Origin of the sequence: Pseudomonas arcuscaelestis, assembly GCF_016881005.1 — a bacterium.
Taxonomy (GTDB): domain Bacteria; phylum Pseudomonadota; class Gammaproteobacteria; order Pseudomonadales; family Pseudomonadaceae; genus Aquipseudomonas; species Aquipseudomonas arcuscaelestis.
The window spans coordinates 144,684-159,632 of record NZ_JACOPV010000008.1; the positions used below are offsets into that span (position 1 = coordinate 144,684).

Genomic DNA, 14,949 nt, shown 5'->3' on the forward strand with positions numbered 1-14,949 from the left:
GGCCAAGCGCCGGCGGGTGCGGTGGGCGCTCGTCACTTCGCCTTGCGCCAAGAGCCAATCAGACTGTCAGCGCCCCAATAGCAGTCCTCGGCCCGTTTATTCAGGAACTCCTTACCGTCGATGTAGCGAACATCAATCCAGCCCGAGACGGGGCGCCCGATGGTACGGTCCCAGGACTCCCAATTCTTCAGCGTGTTGTCCTCCTGGGCAGTTGATAGCCCGGTAACGGGCTTGGATTCGATGCGGCTGCTCATGTTTATCCTTTCCTGATATTGGCATGGAATCCATGCCTATTTACGGCTTCAGCACCCGCAGGTGCAGGGCGTTACTGGCGATTTCGTACATTCTCAGCGGAACATGTAGGTGGGCTGGCTCAGCTTGGCATTGCAGGACGTTCACTACGCATGTTTATGAGTTGAATATTGGCTTTGAAATAAGCCATACAGGCCTCGAACCCCTGGGGGATAAGCGGGGCGTACGCTTCGCGGTGGTCTCCGTTCAGAATGTAGAAGGCCTGCATTTGGCCGAACACCAGGGCAGTGGTTTCCCCGCCATACAGACGGTGGTCGTGATCGTTGTGGCTGATATAGAAGCCGTCGCCATCGGCGATCGAGTTGGGCTGCACCAGCTGGATTGTGATGCCGGAAGAAAGGGTGACGTCTGCAGTCGTGGCCATGATGTCGTGCTCGCTGGAAGGAAATTGGCTCGTCGAATCGAGGGTGTCTCAAAACATGGAGCTATCTTCCAGGCGATTGGTGCGTGCCACCAGCACCCTTTCTTAGCGAACTTTCGAGTATTTGCTTTCGTGCGGATCGGTGAACCGGAGAGCCTATCTCGATCGAACAACCACATTCATAAGCACGAGAACCGCGCCAAGTGCTATGGCCGATCCAGCCCATGCGGCCTCGGGAATACCGAAAAGGCCTATCTGAGAAGCAGGTACCACGGCGAGGGTATAAACCCCGTACGAAACGGCAACCAACCCCAGGCCGATTGCGTACATGGAAAATCTCTTCATTTTGGCTGCCATTTTGTTACCGACCTGGGGGAGTGATCTGGGTGCTCGGTGCCTGGAATGGGTTTTATTTGATGAGCTGTTGATCTGCGCTGTCCGTGAAAACTGTATCCACCCGGCAACCCCAGCCTGGATTTTGCGCCTGAATCCCATCCGGCATCTTGCAGGCCATGTACTTCACTTCTGTCCCTGGAACAAGCTTGCTTTCAGCCGCCATGTCATTGGCAGGAATAACCTTCAGCACGAGGACTGTGTCGTTCGGTTTCCAGAAGCCCGCCAGAGAAGTGATACCACCTGGGTAAGTAATGACCTGAGTTTCCCTAGTGCTTTCGCGAAACTGAGTATTCACTCCACGTGCGGCTTCACCCTGCGCTTCTTCAGATGGTAACTCGACTGCCTGAACCACGCTACCAGTGAGGGTGAGGAGCTGGGTGCCATTTGACAGAAACTGAGTCGTGATCTCTGCGGTAAGGCCAATCGGGCGTTGAGCTTGCTTGACCGCCACATGACATGCCGGACTGAAAGGGCGTAGCCACCGGCTAAAACCGGTGTAGCAGGTGGTTTCATGGATTTCGTAAGCGACAGTGCGTGAGGGTTTGAACTGTACGGTCCCGCCGTCAGTGATTTCTTTGATGTCGTTGGAAATCACTTTCCCGTTTTCAAGCAGGATCGCCTGAAGTGCCAGTTGTTCACCGGCCTGGGCTGTTAGACCAAGCGAGAGCGTGGCCGCGGCTACAAACAAATGGGCAAGCTTCATCTTGAGAACGTCTCCTAGGATTCGAATTTTAGGGCAGGGTATGAGTGTTTTGCCGCCCCCGGAACCAAGGGCGGCTGTGCTGCGGCTACTTCTTGGAAGCGATCTGCAGCACGCGCATGAACAGGTTGATGATGTCGAGGTACAACGAAGCGGCGCTATCAATGGCATTGTCGACAGTCCGCTCGATCTGGTTGGCACGGCCCCAGTCGACGCCGATATAGCCGCAGAAGATTGCCGCAACGATCCAGTCCATGAGTGCGACATCGGTTTTGAACACGAAGATCTGGACGAGCTCAACGATGAGCGAAATGAAGAGCGCCGCGAGGAGTGCGCCCTCGATGCGTTTGAAGAAGGCCGGGAAAAGGGTGCCCAGGACCATCATGGCCACGGTCAGGATGGTAGTGATGCGGGCGGCTGCCATGATGTGCTCTTGGGAGTGGCCCGGGATGAACATCACAAGCACCAGGCCGACCGGCACAACGATCAGGTTGTATCCGAAGAAGCTGAAAGCGGGTTTCTTGGAGCTGAAAATGATGAACAGGCCAGCGAATGCACTGACGAAGTAACCAATGATGAAAGCGATCGGATTGATGGCTTTAACCACCTCGGCCGGCACCGTTTCCACAAGCCACCAATTGAGGCCGAACCCCCAGAGCAGCACCGCGCCCAGCACCAGGTTGTAGGTATTTGCTGAAAGCCTATGGTTGATGCCTACTCGCTTGAAAGTGTCGTTCGAGAACATGATGAGCCCTTATGCATTGCCGACGGCCACCATGGACGTCGCGCAGGGTTCTATTCCAATGCTTGATGGGCCATGCCACTAGCCTAGGGAGTAGATTTGGCTCGATGCTATATCACTCTCTCGTTTTCGCTAATTCAAAACCAGTCCACGGAATTCAAAGCGTAGACGGGGAATGTGCCGGTTGAGTCGGATGAACAGGTCGTTATGAAGGGCTAGGGATGGCGTCCGTGTCAGCCACCGAGTGCAACTCGTAGCCTTCGGGTATCCACTCAGATGACCCTGCGAGCGCGCGGACGACCTCGATGTCATGAGTACCGACCGCCTCGCCGTTGGCGGTAAAGATTTTCTTTCCCCAGTAGGGATCTGGCCGCAATGCGTCGGCCGGGGTGTAGCCCTTGACACGGTAGATTATGACGAAATAAGCCATTGGTCCTCATCCAAAGAGGTCTGGGCAGTAGTCACCATGCCCTGGGCGATTGTATCCCAAGGCACCTGAGGGCCGAATCAGCGCTGCCCGTCGAACACATCCTCGTCAATGTCGTCGTCCGCTACGTTGAAATGATCTGGCTGATCAGCGTTCGATCTCCTGGAAGTTTGTGCCATGGTTGAGCGGAAGGTAGGCCGTTACATCTATGGCAAGATCAATGCTGGTCCTCCTTATGCATCGAAATGGCGAGCTCGATGGCGTCGGAAACCTGTTCACTGAGACTGCCCTGTCCGTCGAATTCAACCTCTACACCGGCTTCGTCGAACACTTCAACCCCTCCGCACTGGCGCTCGACAACTAGCTTTATGACCCAGGCACCTGGAAGTTCTCCGGCAGCGCGCTGAATCTGCGTGTGAAGCTCCGCGTTCTCGCTCAGCGCCTCGTTCTCCTTGTCCAACCTGCCCAGGGCACCATAGCACTCGGCCAAAAGGTTGTTAGCCGCTTCGATTGATGAGCCTTTTCCAGCCACACCGCGCTGGCAGTCCTTCATCAGGGCTTCGACACTTCTTTTCTCAGTCGGCATTGATCAACTCCTCAGGTACTTGGACGCCAAGCGGGGATGGAGCGAGCTCATCCTCAAAGGCGCAATCATCTGAACCGTCTGGTAGACGGTTGTCATACATCTGTCCGACGTCGTGCCGATCATAGGCGCTTTCGTCGGTCGGGCCCAAAATCAGGACCTCAACGGCACCTGCGCTCGCTGCCGCGGTACTGGTCCAAATGGCCTTGGAGTCGGGTTCAAAGGTGAACTGTTCACCATCTGCGGTCCCGGTACCAGTTTGGTTGGCGTCGACTTGGACGTGCACACCCTTGTAAGCCATGTCACTTCGGCGTCCACAGCAGCGCGGGATCGGGGTTTCAGAGGGTGCATTCACAACAATTGCCTGGAGCAACTCTTTGCTGCAGATCCGGCATTGGTATTTGAAATGCGTGGGCTTGGTTGTCATTTCGTGCTCCTTTATCCATTGACTCGGTTTTGCGCGGCTATGGCGCATCACGATTCACTACAGGTTCATGCCCAACGGGCAGGCGTATGGGACGATTTCCCCGTCTATCCACTCCTTGCCAGTTTCGCCGGGCACCAGAGGGATCTCCATCAGTGAGAAGGCCGGCCGGGCGCTCACACTCTCTTGGACGTAGAGGACCGTGAATTCGTATCCAAGGCCTTTAGCAACTTCAGCAATCTCGTTGACGCTGAGAAACTCCCCGGTGCTGAACTGATGGTCCAGAGCGGTCCAACCATGGCCGTTGATCATGGTTGGTTTCTTGCCTGGACCTGCATGTCGCTCAAACAGATGCCTGAGCACAGCGTCCCGGGCGGTGCTGTCCTTCTTGAAGTCGAGGTAGCAGTTCAGTGCTGCGCCGCCATACCAGCACATCTTGATCTGGTAGCCCTGCCGCCAGTTGACCCAACTGAGTCGAGTTGCAGCCTTAGGGTCCCATTTACTGAGTTGATCGATAGCTGCCTTGAGCAGTTCTGCGGGTACCAGGTTGGGGAGGAGGGCGCTGGCCTGTGTTGTCACGATGTCGCTCCGATTCTCTAAGTGATGGGGTGAATCATGAGAGTGGGTAGCGTGTGCCAGAAGCCCTACTTGGCAAAATCTCTGGCGGTTCCAATGGGCCCTTGGGCGTTCCCAACGATTAGGATGCGCGCCAGGCTGGGGAAAGAAACGGACATGCACGCTGGTGGTATGTCCGTTTGGCTTAGTGGCGGGTCGGTGTATCTCGCAGCTGCGGTTAGCCCTCGAAGGAGGTTAGATGCTGATGGACAACCACTAGGGATCCTCTGTTGATCAGCCGGCTGACCAAGCCGTTTGAGGCTGAGTCACCTTTGACCAGGTACCGAGCGATAACGTCCACGGCACTGCTGGCGTGTGCCTTGAGCAGCACTCTCTGACCCGCGTGCGCTGCTCTTAGAGCCAGTAACACTGCTTCTTCGTTCGCTTGGCCCACGATCACCACGTCAGGGTCGCACCGGAGAAGGTCGCGGGTCTTGGAGTCAAACTCACGTGCAACCAGGCTTTGGGGCTTCGGGGATGTGTGCTCGGCAACTGTTACGTTCGGGTGCCCAGCCCGGCGATCAACGAAATCGTTGATCAAGGCATTCGTCGTAGTTGACTTCCCTTGGCTTGTGACTGAGGAAATCACAACTAGGGAGCCCTCCTCTTTGTCCATGATCGACCGGATATCTGAGAGGGCCGCGGGATTGCTTGTGAAGATCGCTCCAGCCGTTCGGGTTGCCTTTGGTTCACGCTTAACAGTGAGCGAGTAACTGATCGGGGTGACAGCCCTACGGGCCACAACACCGCACAAGGCGTCCCAAGAAGGATAGTTCTCCTCGCGAGCTACAATTTCCAGCGATTGAGAGTGAGAGATTGCCAGGCCGGTAACCGCCTGAATTGCCTTGCGACGTTGTTTCGCAAGCTGCTTGTAATGCGAGACGTTCATTGATGAGTATTCCCAGGTGTGCAGGCACCGCTTAGCGGTTTCGGAGTCCTCATTCTCGAAGCCTGGCAGGGTCTACCAATGGCATCTGGTGTACATCCCACATTCACCGTACCGTTGCCGGCGAGGACGACAGGCTGTGAGCGCCTCTGATGCATACCGCTGATGACTGGAGGCAATCATCACTGGTATGCAGAACACAAGTCTCTCATAGGCGGCTGGAATGTCCTTCCCAAACTGGGATGTCGAAATACACCCGGCATACCAACCTAATACCCGGCAACAGTAGGCCTGGCCGCTCAGAACACCTCTCGCAAAGTTGCAGTCGCAGTGAAGGTACTGCGGTGATCCTTGGCAACTGCCGCAGCCGCCCGGTGACGTGCCCGGGTAATATCAGCTTCGCTGAAAGCTGGGAACCAGATTTCCTCATCATCGTCGCTGGCCAGGTCTGCGATCGCACAGTCGAGGCAGGGGTCGACCTGAGACTGCTTGAGCACGCAGGCGCACATGCCGCTCTTTTCGACTTGGGGTGAAACCGTGGGGAGAGTGGGGGCGGAAGTCATGATGAAAGCCTGGGTCTGATAATGTAGGTATCATCAGCCCAGACCTGCCGTGCCAGAACCCATTGGCCGTGAATCAGCGGACTTTGCCTCGTAGTGTCACGCCCCATACCCAGTCAGGGTGTAAATGGTTTCCCACCCATGATCACAGTCGTCACAAGAGGTCGCCTGGCCAATGGAGTCCCCATTGAACGTAAGCTGGGTACCAGAAAAGGTAACGTTGATCGAAGAGCACCACGGGCACACAAAGCCGCCTGGGTGGTTGAGGTAGGCATGGTCAGTGATCGGTTTGGCGACCTTTGAGGCCTTCGCTGGAGGTAGGGTCATGCTGCCACCTGGTGGTGGGTCTTGTTTTCGATCTGAACCGCCTCAGGGATCAAGACTTGGAAGCAGAACCCTGGATCACCACTGAATGACGTTGTGTCTCCTCGCGCAGATGCAATCCGGCCGGCGTACTGCTGCGCTTGTTCGAGTTGGTGCAACGAAAAGTACGATACTTCCTTGATGTTGGGGTTCGAGTGATCTGTGCACAGCACTGCGGTTCCCCCGTGGTTGTTGCTGAGGCCGAAGGTCATCACCACGTAGCGTGGCTCGCCGGCCGGGCGATAGAGCTTGCCGTCGATGAAGATCAAGCCTTGAGCCCAATCCTGAAGGTATTGGCCAATGGCCTCTTTGCCCTCGCTCACAGACACGAAGACACCCAACTGGTGATCGGACATTGTCACACTGTCGGTGATCAATGACAGTTCCGAGCCTGGGATTGGATAGTCAAAGTCCTTCCCTCCGGATGTGTGCGCCTGTCGGGTACAGCCGTACACGCTGCAGCTGGTCCATAGCATCCCTTCAAACCAACGGTACTCAATCGATGCTGAGTCCGAGCTATCCGCCTTGGTGCTAATGATTGCAACGGGTGCGGCCGATAGTTCTAGTTCGCGAATGGTGACCACCTCCACGCCGTCGTGGAAACGAACGCGCCTTGGGTTGCGGCAGCGGGGCGGAATGATTGGTTCGACGTAGCTGAAGCGAACAGTCAGTTGCATGGCAGGACTCCTTTTCAAGTTGGAGCCAGGATCCTTGAGGGTTGCTTGTGCCAGAACCCCGCGACCTTCATCTGAGGTCGCTTTCGCAAAAGGGGGGCTGGCGCCAGCGGGCTGAGTTGTACCTGGTCTGAGGAGTCAGCCCCCAACCGCGGACCCGAAATCGCGACCGAGCCTCACGTTTTTACCTCCCCAAAAGCTGCGACAATGCATGGAATAGGGTTCAGATCCCACGCTGAGAATTGAGCTACACGACTCGATCCGCAGAGCGGTGACTAGCTGCAGGGGCCAGGCCAGCGCGTTCGTCTTCAAGCCGAAGACGTGATCAGAAATATTTGTCGCGGGGCTACTGGCACGCGGAAAGTGGCGAGACCATATGCTTACCATCAAGGCCAATGCCCGTTAAACCAGGGAGTGAACAGCATGACTGCCCAGCTACATCGAATTGCCGCCCGTGGCTTCACCGAGACGAATTTGACCTCCCTTGCAAGGGATGTCCTGGTGTGGCGCAAGAACGCAGTTCTGCCGGAAGACTGCAAGCTGCATGAGCTTGCGAATCTGTGCGTTCCGTTTGCTTCGATCGGTGACGAATATCAAGAAGCGGAGCGGATGATTGTTTCCTTCGCACTGGAAAACGCAGCTCGCAGTGCTGCCAGCTCGGCTGACCAGGTGATGCGCGATCTGCTCTCGAAAGCCCGGAAGAGTGTCGACTACCAGCGCGGGATGCAGAACACAAACCACCCTGCCGGGCAAGCGCATGCAGCCGAGTTCAAGCTGCTGCTAGAGCAGATTGATGTAGCTCTTGCCGCGACAACGACTGCACAGCCTGCCGGGTAGCGAGCTAATGCTTATCACTGAAAAATGGGCAACCAAGGTCACCTACACAAAGGTATTTCTGAGGACGGCCCCAAAGAGGTTCAATCATCTTGAACTTCCATTGATAATGACATCTGTTATTTCGACGGCTTTGTGCTCGTTTATTGGCGCTGAATTCGATCTCGTCATCATCATGGTGATCATAGTGATGGTGGGTATGTTCCTGACGTATTGGTCACCGCAGGGTAAGGCCAAGCTCAACGCCATTGAAGCTGAATTCGGTCCTCGAACAAGTGCACGTATTTGGCAACTATGCAGTGATAGGGAGGCGGGCCTTGAACCGCTCGACTTAGCTCAAGTCGCCGGCAAGGTGGGCGAGCAGAAAGAAGTCAGCGCCCCAGTCGAGAAATGAAGAACGCATTGGAAACCGACGAAGATGCCAGTAAACATCCCGCTACCTCGATTGAAAGCGTACAGCAATCCGTACGGCAATGACTCTCCCTGGGGAGTCAAGGTAACCATGAAAGACGTCAAAATCGCTCTTCAGGATGACCGGCTTGCGCCGCTGCCAGACGGTGATGACCACCCAGCACGCATCGCTTACCTGGTACTGAATCCTGCTAGTGATCCGATCCAGCTCGACATCGGCTGCCCAAGCCTCGGCTACTGGGGCCCAAGCTGGCCGGTTGTGGATGGCAACCATCGCCTGGCAGCAGCGATATACCGCAAGGACGATTCCATCCCTGCCCTGGTAGACGGCGAGCTTGAACATGCTTTTGAGCTGTTTCAGGTGGATTGTGAGGAACCTGCGTTCAAATGCATGGCGCTTGAGGAGCAGTCCCATTTGGCTGGGAACAACCCTGTCGTTAAAGTAAATGATGGATTCACCGATTAACTATTGAAGGAACGAGTGGAGCGTACGCCTGGCCTGTCACCGGCCATCGAACTGCACCTAATTTGTCTTCGATCCGAATAGCAAGGAAATTGACGTATGAAAGCAGCACACATTTATCTTCTGTTGGCGAGCGCCTTCGGTTTAATGCTGGCGATGATTTTTCCCGGCAACCCTGTTTTTTTGCAGATCACTCTGTGCGTGGCTATTTCAGCATTCGTATCCAGTGTGGGGGCGGTATACCTCAATAAAGGTGCAACTGTTCCGGGTGCTGAGGTAAAGAGCTTCTGCTTGGCATTCTTTGTAGCCGTTCTTTTTTCTCTACTTTCATGCGCCGTAGTGTTGGTTTTTGGTGGTGCGCGCGAAGATGTGCAATGGGTTGCCATGACCATTCAGGGTGCCATGGGCGGGGTTGTCGGTGCGATCGTTGGCCATCTGTGGCATGAGCGGCAAGAGCGCATCCACGGCACCCATAGCCGCACCGTTGATGTCGCGCGTGATCGTGCGCGTGGTTGATGAGTTCAGCCCATCCGACGCCATCCCAGCGTTTAGTAGTCACGGAGTAGCCCAATGAGCAAAATCACCGGTGCCCAGCTGATCGCTGCTGAGCGGAAGCGACAGATCGAATCCGAAGGTCGGACTGCTCGGAATGATGATGAACTTGGCGCAGGCGCCTTGGAGCTGGCAGCGCTGTGCTACCGCGATGCCACTGACGGCAGCAGCCCGCAACCGCAATCCTGGCCGTTTGATGCTGAGTGGTGGAAACCGCAGAGCCGGCAGCGCAATCTGGAGCGTGCTGGCGCTCTCTACCAGGCGGCGGCCGACACTGCCGAGCGCTCAGAGGATTACCCACTTCGCGACCGCTTGCGTGAGCATGTCGCGAGTTGCGCAGTTCTTCTCGACAGCATCGAACGCCACAACGCGGCTAAATCCTAATAGCGCTACGCTCATCCCCCTGGAACGGAAAAGCCCGCCATTAAGGCGGGCTGGTGCGTTCCAGGGGGATCCACCAGTTAGTTGTTCTCTAACTCGTTGAGTTCCTCGATGTGTTCGTTCCCATCTGCAACCAAGCGGCTCTCCAACCGATCCGGGGACACGCCGTCCAGCTCCACTGGCGAGAAGAGGACTACTGCGAAGCCTCTGCCACGCAGTTCAGCGATGACTTGCTTTTGCGAAGCTGACAACTGTGAAGGTTGATCCTCACCAGTGGTTTCAACTTGGGATTTGAGCGAGCTGGCAATGGCTGCGGTGGTCATGGGGCTTTACCTCGTTGTGATGTTGATACGGCAATCATCAGGCCAGGTCAGCAGTGCCAGAACCCTCACACGTTTCCCCGAAAAGGGCCGAGCCAAAGGTGCATCAACGCCAGTTGGCGTTACGTCGTGGGTGAAGCGGCCACTAAGGGGAGTCCTTGTCCGCTTGGGTTCCAGACTCAGGACGCTATAGCCTATCGCCGGCGACCCGCTGATACGCGGCATAATGGGTCTCGAGGAATAAAACCCGAGGTTTGGGACTGAATCTGAACAGGCGCTTACCGTGGTACGCCCTGTACCCCTCGTCCTCGATGGTGCTGGTCACCTCGACCTCGAATGTGACCGGATTGATGGTGACCAGGTGCGCGTCAAACAGCCGGTGCAGATCCACTCGCAGCAGCAGCCCATTGCTTACATCATCGGTCTGATCGCCACGATAGGGGATGATGTGAGCTGCCTCGAGCAGCGTATCGACCTTGCAGCCGGTGATGCAGCACGCGCCGCCGTACCGTTGGAACAGCGATGTCCTGAAGTTGCCTTGCCGAGGGCGTACGACCGCTGCCTGGGTCCGCCCACCCGCTGATCCCTACGCAGCAATTCAAGCTCCACAGCCGGTGCTGGCGCGTTGTGTGCGATCTCCAGAGGCAGAGAGTCCACCAGGTCCTGTACCAGGTCATGCTCCATCATGACCCTGTAGCTGGGCTTCTCGGTGGCTTTTGAGTTCAGCGAACGTAGGATGGCCAACGTTTCGGCTGCAGCCTCCAGTGATGCGAAGCTCTCTGGCCGATTGCCCCATGCTGCCTTCAGTGGCTCTATAGTCAGTCCGCGCACATCAGCAAGGGTGAGCCCTGAAGCCATCTCCTGGGCAACCTCAACCTCTGGCTCAGGTGCATCCACACTGCCGATCGCAGCGCCTGAACTTGAGAGCTCAGCCCGAACTGCCTGCTCTTGGCTTTCCGGTACCGGGAACATGGCCAGCACCGTTTGGTCGTCCAGGTATGCCGCCGGGCCAGCGTAGGAATCATCATCACCATTCAAAACCCGGAATAGGGCGTAAAGCTCTGCAGCTACTTCTTTCGTTCCGCAACACTGGGTTCTTAAGGTCCATGCCGCAAGTACGTCTTCTGCTGTGAACTCCAGGAGATCATCAGCATCGAGGGCATACAGGTGCCGTGGGGCTTCAGGCCTGGCCGGGCCAACTACCAGACGTTGAGGGTCCACCAGGTTGTAAAGATCCGCATCGCCCAGCGCATAGGCCTGCACCTCCGGGTTCAGGTCACCCCCCTGTTGCGTCGACCAATCATCGTGATGGCCATCCATTGCGACCTGAACATAGCGTGTGAACTTGGCCATGTACTCGGCCCACGCCCGGTACCCGCCCCACCGACCAAGTCTGCACTTGGGTGAAAATGTCCCGGCTTTGATCCGTGGTTTGGGCCGTATGGCCTTTTTCTTCATGGGTGTTCCATCACTCAAGGGACGCGCATATCTGATGAGAGAGGCAGTATCGGTGATTGGACGTTGGTTTGGTACCCGGTCCACGGGCACAAGAAAGCCCGGGCATGCCGGGCTTTCTATTTCTACCGCTGCAGATGCTGGAGTGGGGCTGGCGCGCCGCCGTCAACCAGCTGGTGCAGGCAGGCGTGCACAGAGCGTACAGTCGACTGCCTCGTGCCGGCCGTCAGGGCGTACCTGTCAGCCGCATAAGCGTACTGCCAGCCATTTGGCCCGCTGGATTCGACGTTCGAGCGCGCGACCACCGCAACGTTCGAAAAAGCGATCTTGTGCAGTCCCAGCGCTGCCGATGTAGCGTGGAGCTGACCAGCTCCAGATGAGCTCATACGCCCGCCTGGCCGCGTCACAGATCACCCGTTCAGCTGTGTCGGCACCAGCAACCAGGTTGTTTACAGTCTCGATTGGTGCTTCTTGTTCGATCCAGGTTGTGAGCAGCTGGCGGGCGGTCATGGTCATGGCTTCACCTCAGTGGGGGTGGTTACTTAGATGAAGTAACTTTCAGTCCATAACGGGTGTGCCAGAAGCATGGGGAAAAGGTTTTTTTGGATTGATGCTTCTGGTTCGCAGCACCGCCCGAGATTCCTGGTCCGGGCCAGTGCCCAGTGCCCAGAAACGACGAAGCCTCAGCGTTGCCACACTAAGGCTTCGGGTGCATCTACAACTGAAGGGAACCACGTAATAGAGCGTAACCCCGCCGGTGCAGTCCGGCAAATTCGCAATGATCGGAGGCCGGCAGCCTGGGTCAGTGGCTAATGCGGTTGATGATTGCTTCCCAGCCGGGCCAATCACTGGTGCCGTGGTCGCCGCTACCCGTGACGTGTTCCACCTCCCACTCTGCGAGTGCTACCTTCTCGGCGTCTGTCATCGCAGTTGCGGCTTTGATGATGCGCTCGTAGCGGGCGATCGCGCTCTCTGTGAAACGATTAGAGTTTTCCCGGTCTTGCTCTGCCTTATCAATCATTTCAAGTCCTCGACTAGGGTTTGTGTCAGGGGCTAAGGGTGCTTCGTCCTGGCTACTTGTGGGTTCTAACACGTCCGCCAGACAGCTGAAACCATTGGCAGTTCGGTTGCAGATAAGCTGGTGAGCACCCATGGCGACCACGGCATAACCGATCAAGAGCAAGGACATGTTCCCAAATCCAAGCACCCATCCGATGGCGGTGGCTACGCAAACCCCGGCAAACAAATACGGCTTCGGCCTATGCAGTGGGTGGCCGGCGAGCCTATACCGCAATGCAAGGTTCTTGTACGTACCGCAGCGGAGGGCACGCTCCTGGCGGTCCAGCCCCCGAGCCATTTGCTCTGCTTCTGCGATTGCTCGCATGGCATCCTTGCGGTAGAGGGCCTGGAACGACTTGCTCCAGTTATCGAAGTCCTGTGCATGCTGTTGCATGGCGGGTCATTCCATCCTGATGTGAGTAGTGTTGATGTCGGTGTGGCTTGGTACCTGTCCGGCGATATCTAGGCTCTTGGCCCTAATTGTGTCTCTCTGGATCTAGGTGGTTTCGAGCACATCCGCCAGTTGGTTCCATTTCCTGGACAATCGCATGCAGTAGAAGTAATCAAGAAAGACAGCAGCCGAACCTACTACGCCGCCCAACAGTGAAAAATCTCCTACTCCAAACGCATAGCAAATTAGGGTGAAGCCCCAGGCACCGATGAGCATTTGGCGCTTTTGGCCAGCGAGAGGCCGAGCGGCTTGCTTGTGCTGCACTGCAAGGTTTTGAAGGTGGCACGCAGTAGACGGCGATCCACGGGCTCCAGTTTCATTGCCCTGTACCGGGCTTCCCCGACCGCTTTCAGGGCATCCTTTCGAAAAAGGGTGAAGAACTCCCTGGCGCACCAGTCATTGAAGTCCTTAACTTGGTCCTGCATTTCGGGTTGCTCCATTTCGACGCTCATTCAACTTGCAGGCTGAATGTGTACCTGCCGGATCCACCTGACCAGGTGCCCGGGGGCGAACCGCGGCTGCGTGCGGCTCGCTCACTGAAGCCAGGTCTATGCTGTTGCTGGCGCATCTACCAGCTGCAGGCGGCCGGTAAGGACTGCGTTTTTGATGGTATTGAATTCCCATGCAAAGATCTGAGACTCCACCGATACCCGCAGCCCTTTCCGGTAGTCATGCTTCTTCCGGCGGATGAATGCCTCAGCCGCGTCCTTGGTAAGGTGAGAGTTTACGTATTCCCAGGTTTCTTGGTAGCCAACGACACTGTGCTCCGGCAGTTTACCGAGAATCTCCCAGCGTTCATCTTCATCTGCATCGAGGAAATTCTTCTCTTCGAGCTCCTGCATCGAACGGTCAAGGCCTTCTCGCTGGGCCTCACTCAGCCCATTCCAATACTCCTCGGGCGAAAACCATTCCCGGTCTTCGCATGTGAGTACCAGGTCTTGGCTGTAGTCCGAGTCAATGCCATACACCAGCCGGCGCGCCTCAACGGTGAACAAAGCCTCGGCTGTGCAGTGGCTTCTCACTCCATCCCCGACGCAGTCGTGGTGTAGGCGCTGCACGAAGTCCGCCCAGGTCGCCGGCGTCAGGTCATCTCCATCGGCCAGGCTAAGCCGCGCGACTTCGGTGTCAGTCTGACTGGTAACCACGGTCACTGGCTGCACACTCCGGCGGCGCACCGGTGCCATGCCTTGGGGGCTGAAAGCCGAACCAACATTGAGCGGTGCCTTTGCACCTACCAGCAGCCAAGTAGCAGCGTCACCACCCAGTTGCTGATCATCGACCAGGATCGTTTCGCCTTCGCGGAGCAGGCGATACTCAGCTGCACCGGGCAGGACGGGCGCTGCCGGCGCGGCAGCGGCGTTCATGGCCTTGTACTCGGCCAACATGTCTTCGGGCATCCCGGACTCGGTGAAGTAGTCGACCAGGCGATTCATCCACGACGTTCGGAGTTCAAGTTCGGCGCTTTGCCGGTCGGTCCACTGGACCAGGGCTGTGGCCAAGATGTTGCACACATCGCCACGCAACATTGGCTCAACGGTGCCGACCAGCGCATTGTCAATCAGCTGCCACAGCGCCTGGCGTTCGGGCGGGGGAAGGCGCCCCACGTCGACTGGCTCTCGGCCGGTGGTGTGCTGGCTCACTGCCGCTTGGAAGGCCGCACTCACCCCACTAAGCTCGGGGTAAATAGTCTTCAGAATCGCGCTGTACTGGTCATAACTGATGATGGCGTCTACCGCTGAGCGCCCATCCATCCACAGCACATCCAGTTGGCAATGGCCGAAGCCGGGCTGCAATTTGTCGCGAATGGTCTGAAGCTCTGAACCAATGAGCTTTCCCAGCAGGACTGCAGCGTCATTGATGAAGCCCAGGCTGCTGTCACCTTCGTAGGCCTCTTGAAGCGACTGCACCGTCGCCTCTACGTCCGGCAGTTGATGAGGATCGCTCTGTGTCCCTGGTACAAGCTGGTTGTTGCTCATCGGT

The 14,949-nt window shown here is 56.8% G+C and carries 22 protein-coding genes; 5 read left to right on the forward strand and 17 right to left on the reverse strand.

All coding sequences use genetic code 11. The features are described 5' to 3' along the window. Positions 1-32 precede the first annotated feature (32 nt). The 11 genes from H8F21_RS14190 to H8F21_RS14240 all read right to left on the reverse strand — a co-directional run bounded on the left by H8F21_RS14190 (position 33) and on the right by H8F21_RS14240 (position 7,046). The gene (locus H8F21_RS14190; RefSeq protein WP_203584650.1) at positions 33-254 is read right to left on the reverse strand and encodes a hypothetical protein; all 222 of its coding nucleotides are present in this window, start codon (positions 252-254) and stop codon (positions 33-35) included. Between the two features lie 119 nt (positions 255-373). After that, complete coding sequence (locus tag H8F21_RS14195) at positions 374-676, reverse strand: hypothetical protein (RefSeq protein WP_203584651.1); 303 nt, start codon at positions 674-676, stop codon at positions 374-376. Between the two features lie 406 nt (positions 677-1,082). Further along, positions 1,083-1,772 (reverse strand): hypothetical protein, encoded by a 690-nt coding sequence (locus tag H8F21_RS14200; RefSeq protein ID WP_203584652.1) that lies wholly within the window; start codon positions 1,770-1,772, stop codon positions 1,083-1,085. A gap of 85 nt (positions 1,773-1,857) precedes the next feature. Beyond that, positions 1,858-2,514 carry a Bax inhibitor-1 family protein gene (locus H8F21_RS14205; RefSeq protein WP_203584653.1) on the reverse strand — a complete coding sequence of 219 codons (657 nt, stop codon included), beginning with the start codon at positions 2,512-2,514 and terminating at the stop codon, positions 1,858-1,860. Positions 2,515-2,716: 202 nt separating this feature from the next. Further along, positions 2,717-2,941 (reverse strand): hypothetical protein, encoded by a 225-nt coding sequence (locus H8F21_RS14210; RefSeq protein WP_203584654.1) that lies wholly within the window; start codon positions 2,939-2,941, stop codon positions 2,717-2,719. A 214-nt stretch (positions 2,942-3,155) separates the two neighbouring features. After that, entirely contained in the window at positions 3,156-3,524 is a 369-nt protein-coding gene (locus H8F21_RS14215; RefSeq protein WP_203584655.1) for a hypothetical protein, read from the reverse strand. Further along, on the reverse strand, positions 3,514-3,948 hold the full coding sequence (locus H8F21_RS14220) for a hypothetical protein (RefSeq protein ID WP_203584656.1): 435 nt from the start codon (positions 3,946-3,948) through the stop codon (positions 3,514-3,516). Before H8F21_RS14220 ends, H8F21_RS14215 begins: the two co-directional genes overlap by 11 nt. 57 nt (positions 3,949-4,005) lie before the next feature. Further along, positions 4,006-4,524: a hypothetical protein gene (locus H8F21_RS14225; protein WP_328824477.1), complete on the reverse strand. Its 519-nt coding sequence runs from the start codon at positions 4,522-4,524 to the stop codon at positions 4,006-4,008. Positions 4,525-4,738: 214 nt separating this feature from the next. Continuing rightward, a complete protein-coding gene (locus tag H8F21_RS14230; protein WP_203584657.1) occupies positions 4,739-5,449 on the reverse strand; it encodes an ATPase, T2SS/T4P/T4SS family in 711 nt (236 codons plus the stop codon). A 296-nt stretch (positions 5,450-5,745) separates the two neighbouring features. Then, entirely contained in the window at positions 5,746-6,009 is a 264-nt protein-coding gene (locus H8F21_RS14235; protein WP_203584658.1) for a hypothetical protein, read from the reverse strand. A gap of 320 nt (positions 6,010-6,329) precedes the next feature. Continuing rightward, the gene (locus H8F21_RS14240) at positions 6,330-7,046 is read right to left on the reverse strand and encodes a hypothetical protein (RefSeq protein ID WP_203584659.1); all 717 of its coding nucleotides are present in this window, start codon (positions 7,044-7,046) and stop codon (positions 6,330-6,332) included. 420 nt (positions 7,047-7,466) lie between these two features. On the opposite strand from H8F21_RS14240, the gene H8F21_RS14245 reads away from it, so the two are divergent. The 5 genes from H8F21_RS14245 (at position 7,467) to H8F21_RS14265 (ending at position 9,687) form a co-directional block, all read left to right on the forward strand. Next, a complete protein-coding gene (locus H8F21_RS14245) occupies positions 7,467-7,880 on the forward strand; it encodes a hypothetical protein (protein WP_203584660.1) in 414 nt (137 codons plus the stop codon). 7 nt (positions 7,881-7,887) lie between these two features. After that, positions 7,888-8,271 (forward strand): hypothetical protein, encoded by a 384-nt coding sequence (locus H8F21_RS14250; protein ID WP_203584661.1) that lies wholly within the window; start codon positions 7,888-7,890, stop codon positions 8,269-8,271. A 108-nt stretch (positions 8,272-8,379) separates the two neighbouring features. Beyond that, positions 8,380-8,754, forward strand: coding sequence for a hypothetical protein (locus tag H8F21_RS14255; RefSeq protein WP_203584662.1), 375 nt, complete (start codon positions 8,380-8,382; stop codon positions 8,752-8,754). 96 nt (positions 8,755-8,850) lie between these two features. Continuing rightward, a complete protein-coding gene (locus tag H8F21_RS14260) occupies positions 8,851-9,267 on the forward strand; it encodes a hypothetical protein (protein ID WP_203584663.1) in 417 nt (138 codons plus the stop codon). Positions 9,268-9,321: 54 nt separating this feature from the next. Then, the gene (locus H8F21_RS14265) at positions 9,322-9,687 is read left to right on the forward strand and encodes a hypothetical protein (protein WP_203584664.1); all 366 of its coding nucleotides are present in this window, start codon (positions 9,322-9,324) and stop codon (positions 9,685-9,687) included. Between the two features lie 77 nt (positions 9,688-9,764). Here the strand turns inward: H8F21_RS14265 and H8F21_RS14270 are convergent, their stop codons facing one another. The 6 genes from H8F21_RS14270 to H8F21_RS29605 form a co-directional block, all read right to left on the reverse strand. Next, positions 9,765-10,007 (reverse strand): hypothetical protein, encoded by a 243-nt coding sequence (locus tag H8F21_RS14270; RefSeq protein ID WP_203584665.1) that lies wholly within the window; start codon positions 10,005-10,007, stop codon positions 9,765-9,767. Between the two features lie 184 nt (positions 10,008-10,191). After that, positions 10,192-10,524 carry an HNH endonuclease gene (locus tag H8F21_RS29600; protein WP_328824484.1) on the reverse strand — a complete coding sequence of 111 codons (333 nt, stop codon included), beginning with the start codon at positions 10,522-10,524 and terminating at the stop codon, positions 10,192-10,194. Then, a complete protein-coding gene (locus tag H8F21_RS14275; RefSeq protein ID WP_236043019.1) occupies positions 10,416-11,462 on the reverse strand; it encodes a hypothetical protein in 1,047 nt (348 codons plus the stop codon). The genes H8F21_RS29600 and H8F21_RS14275 overlap by 109 nt, the downstream gene beginning before the upstream one ends. Positions 11,463-11,699: 237 nt before the next feature. Next, positions 11,700-11,975, reverse strand: coding sequence for a regulator of G-protein signaling domain-containing protein (locus H8F21_RS14280; protein WP_203584666.1), 276 nt, complete (start codon positions 11,973-11,975; stop codon positions 11,700-11,702). Between the two features lie 286 nt (positions 11,976-12,261). Continuing rightward, on the reverse strand, positions 12,262-12,912 hold the full coding sequence (locus H8F21_RS14285; RefSeq protein ID WP_203584667.1) for a hypothetical protein: 651 nt from the start codon (positions 12,910-12,912) through the stop codon (positions 12,262-12,264). 605 nt (positions 12,913-13,517) lie between these two features. Beyond that, positions 13,518-14,945, reverse strand: a complete 1,428-nt coding sequence (locus H8F21_RS29605) for a hypothetical protein (RefSeq protein ID WP_236043020.1) — start codon at positions 14,943-14,945, stop codon at positions 13,518-13,520. Between the last annotated feature and the right edge of the window lie 4 nt (positions 14,946-14,949).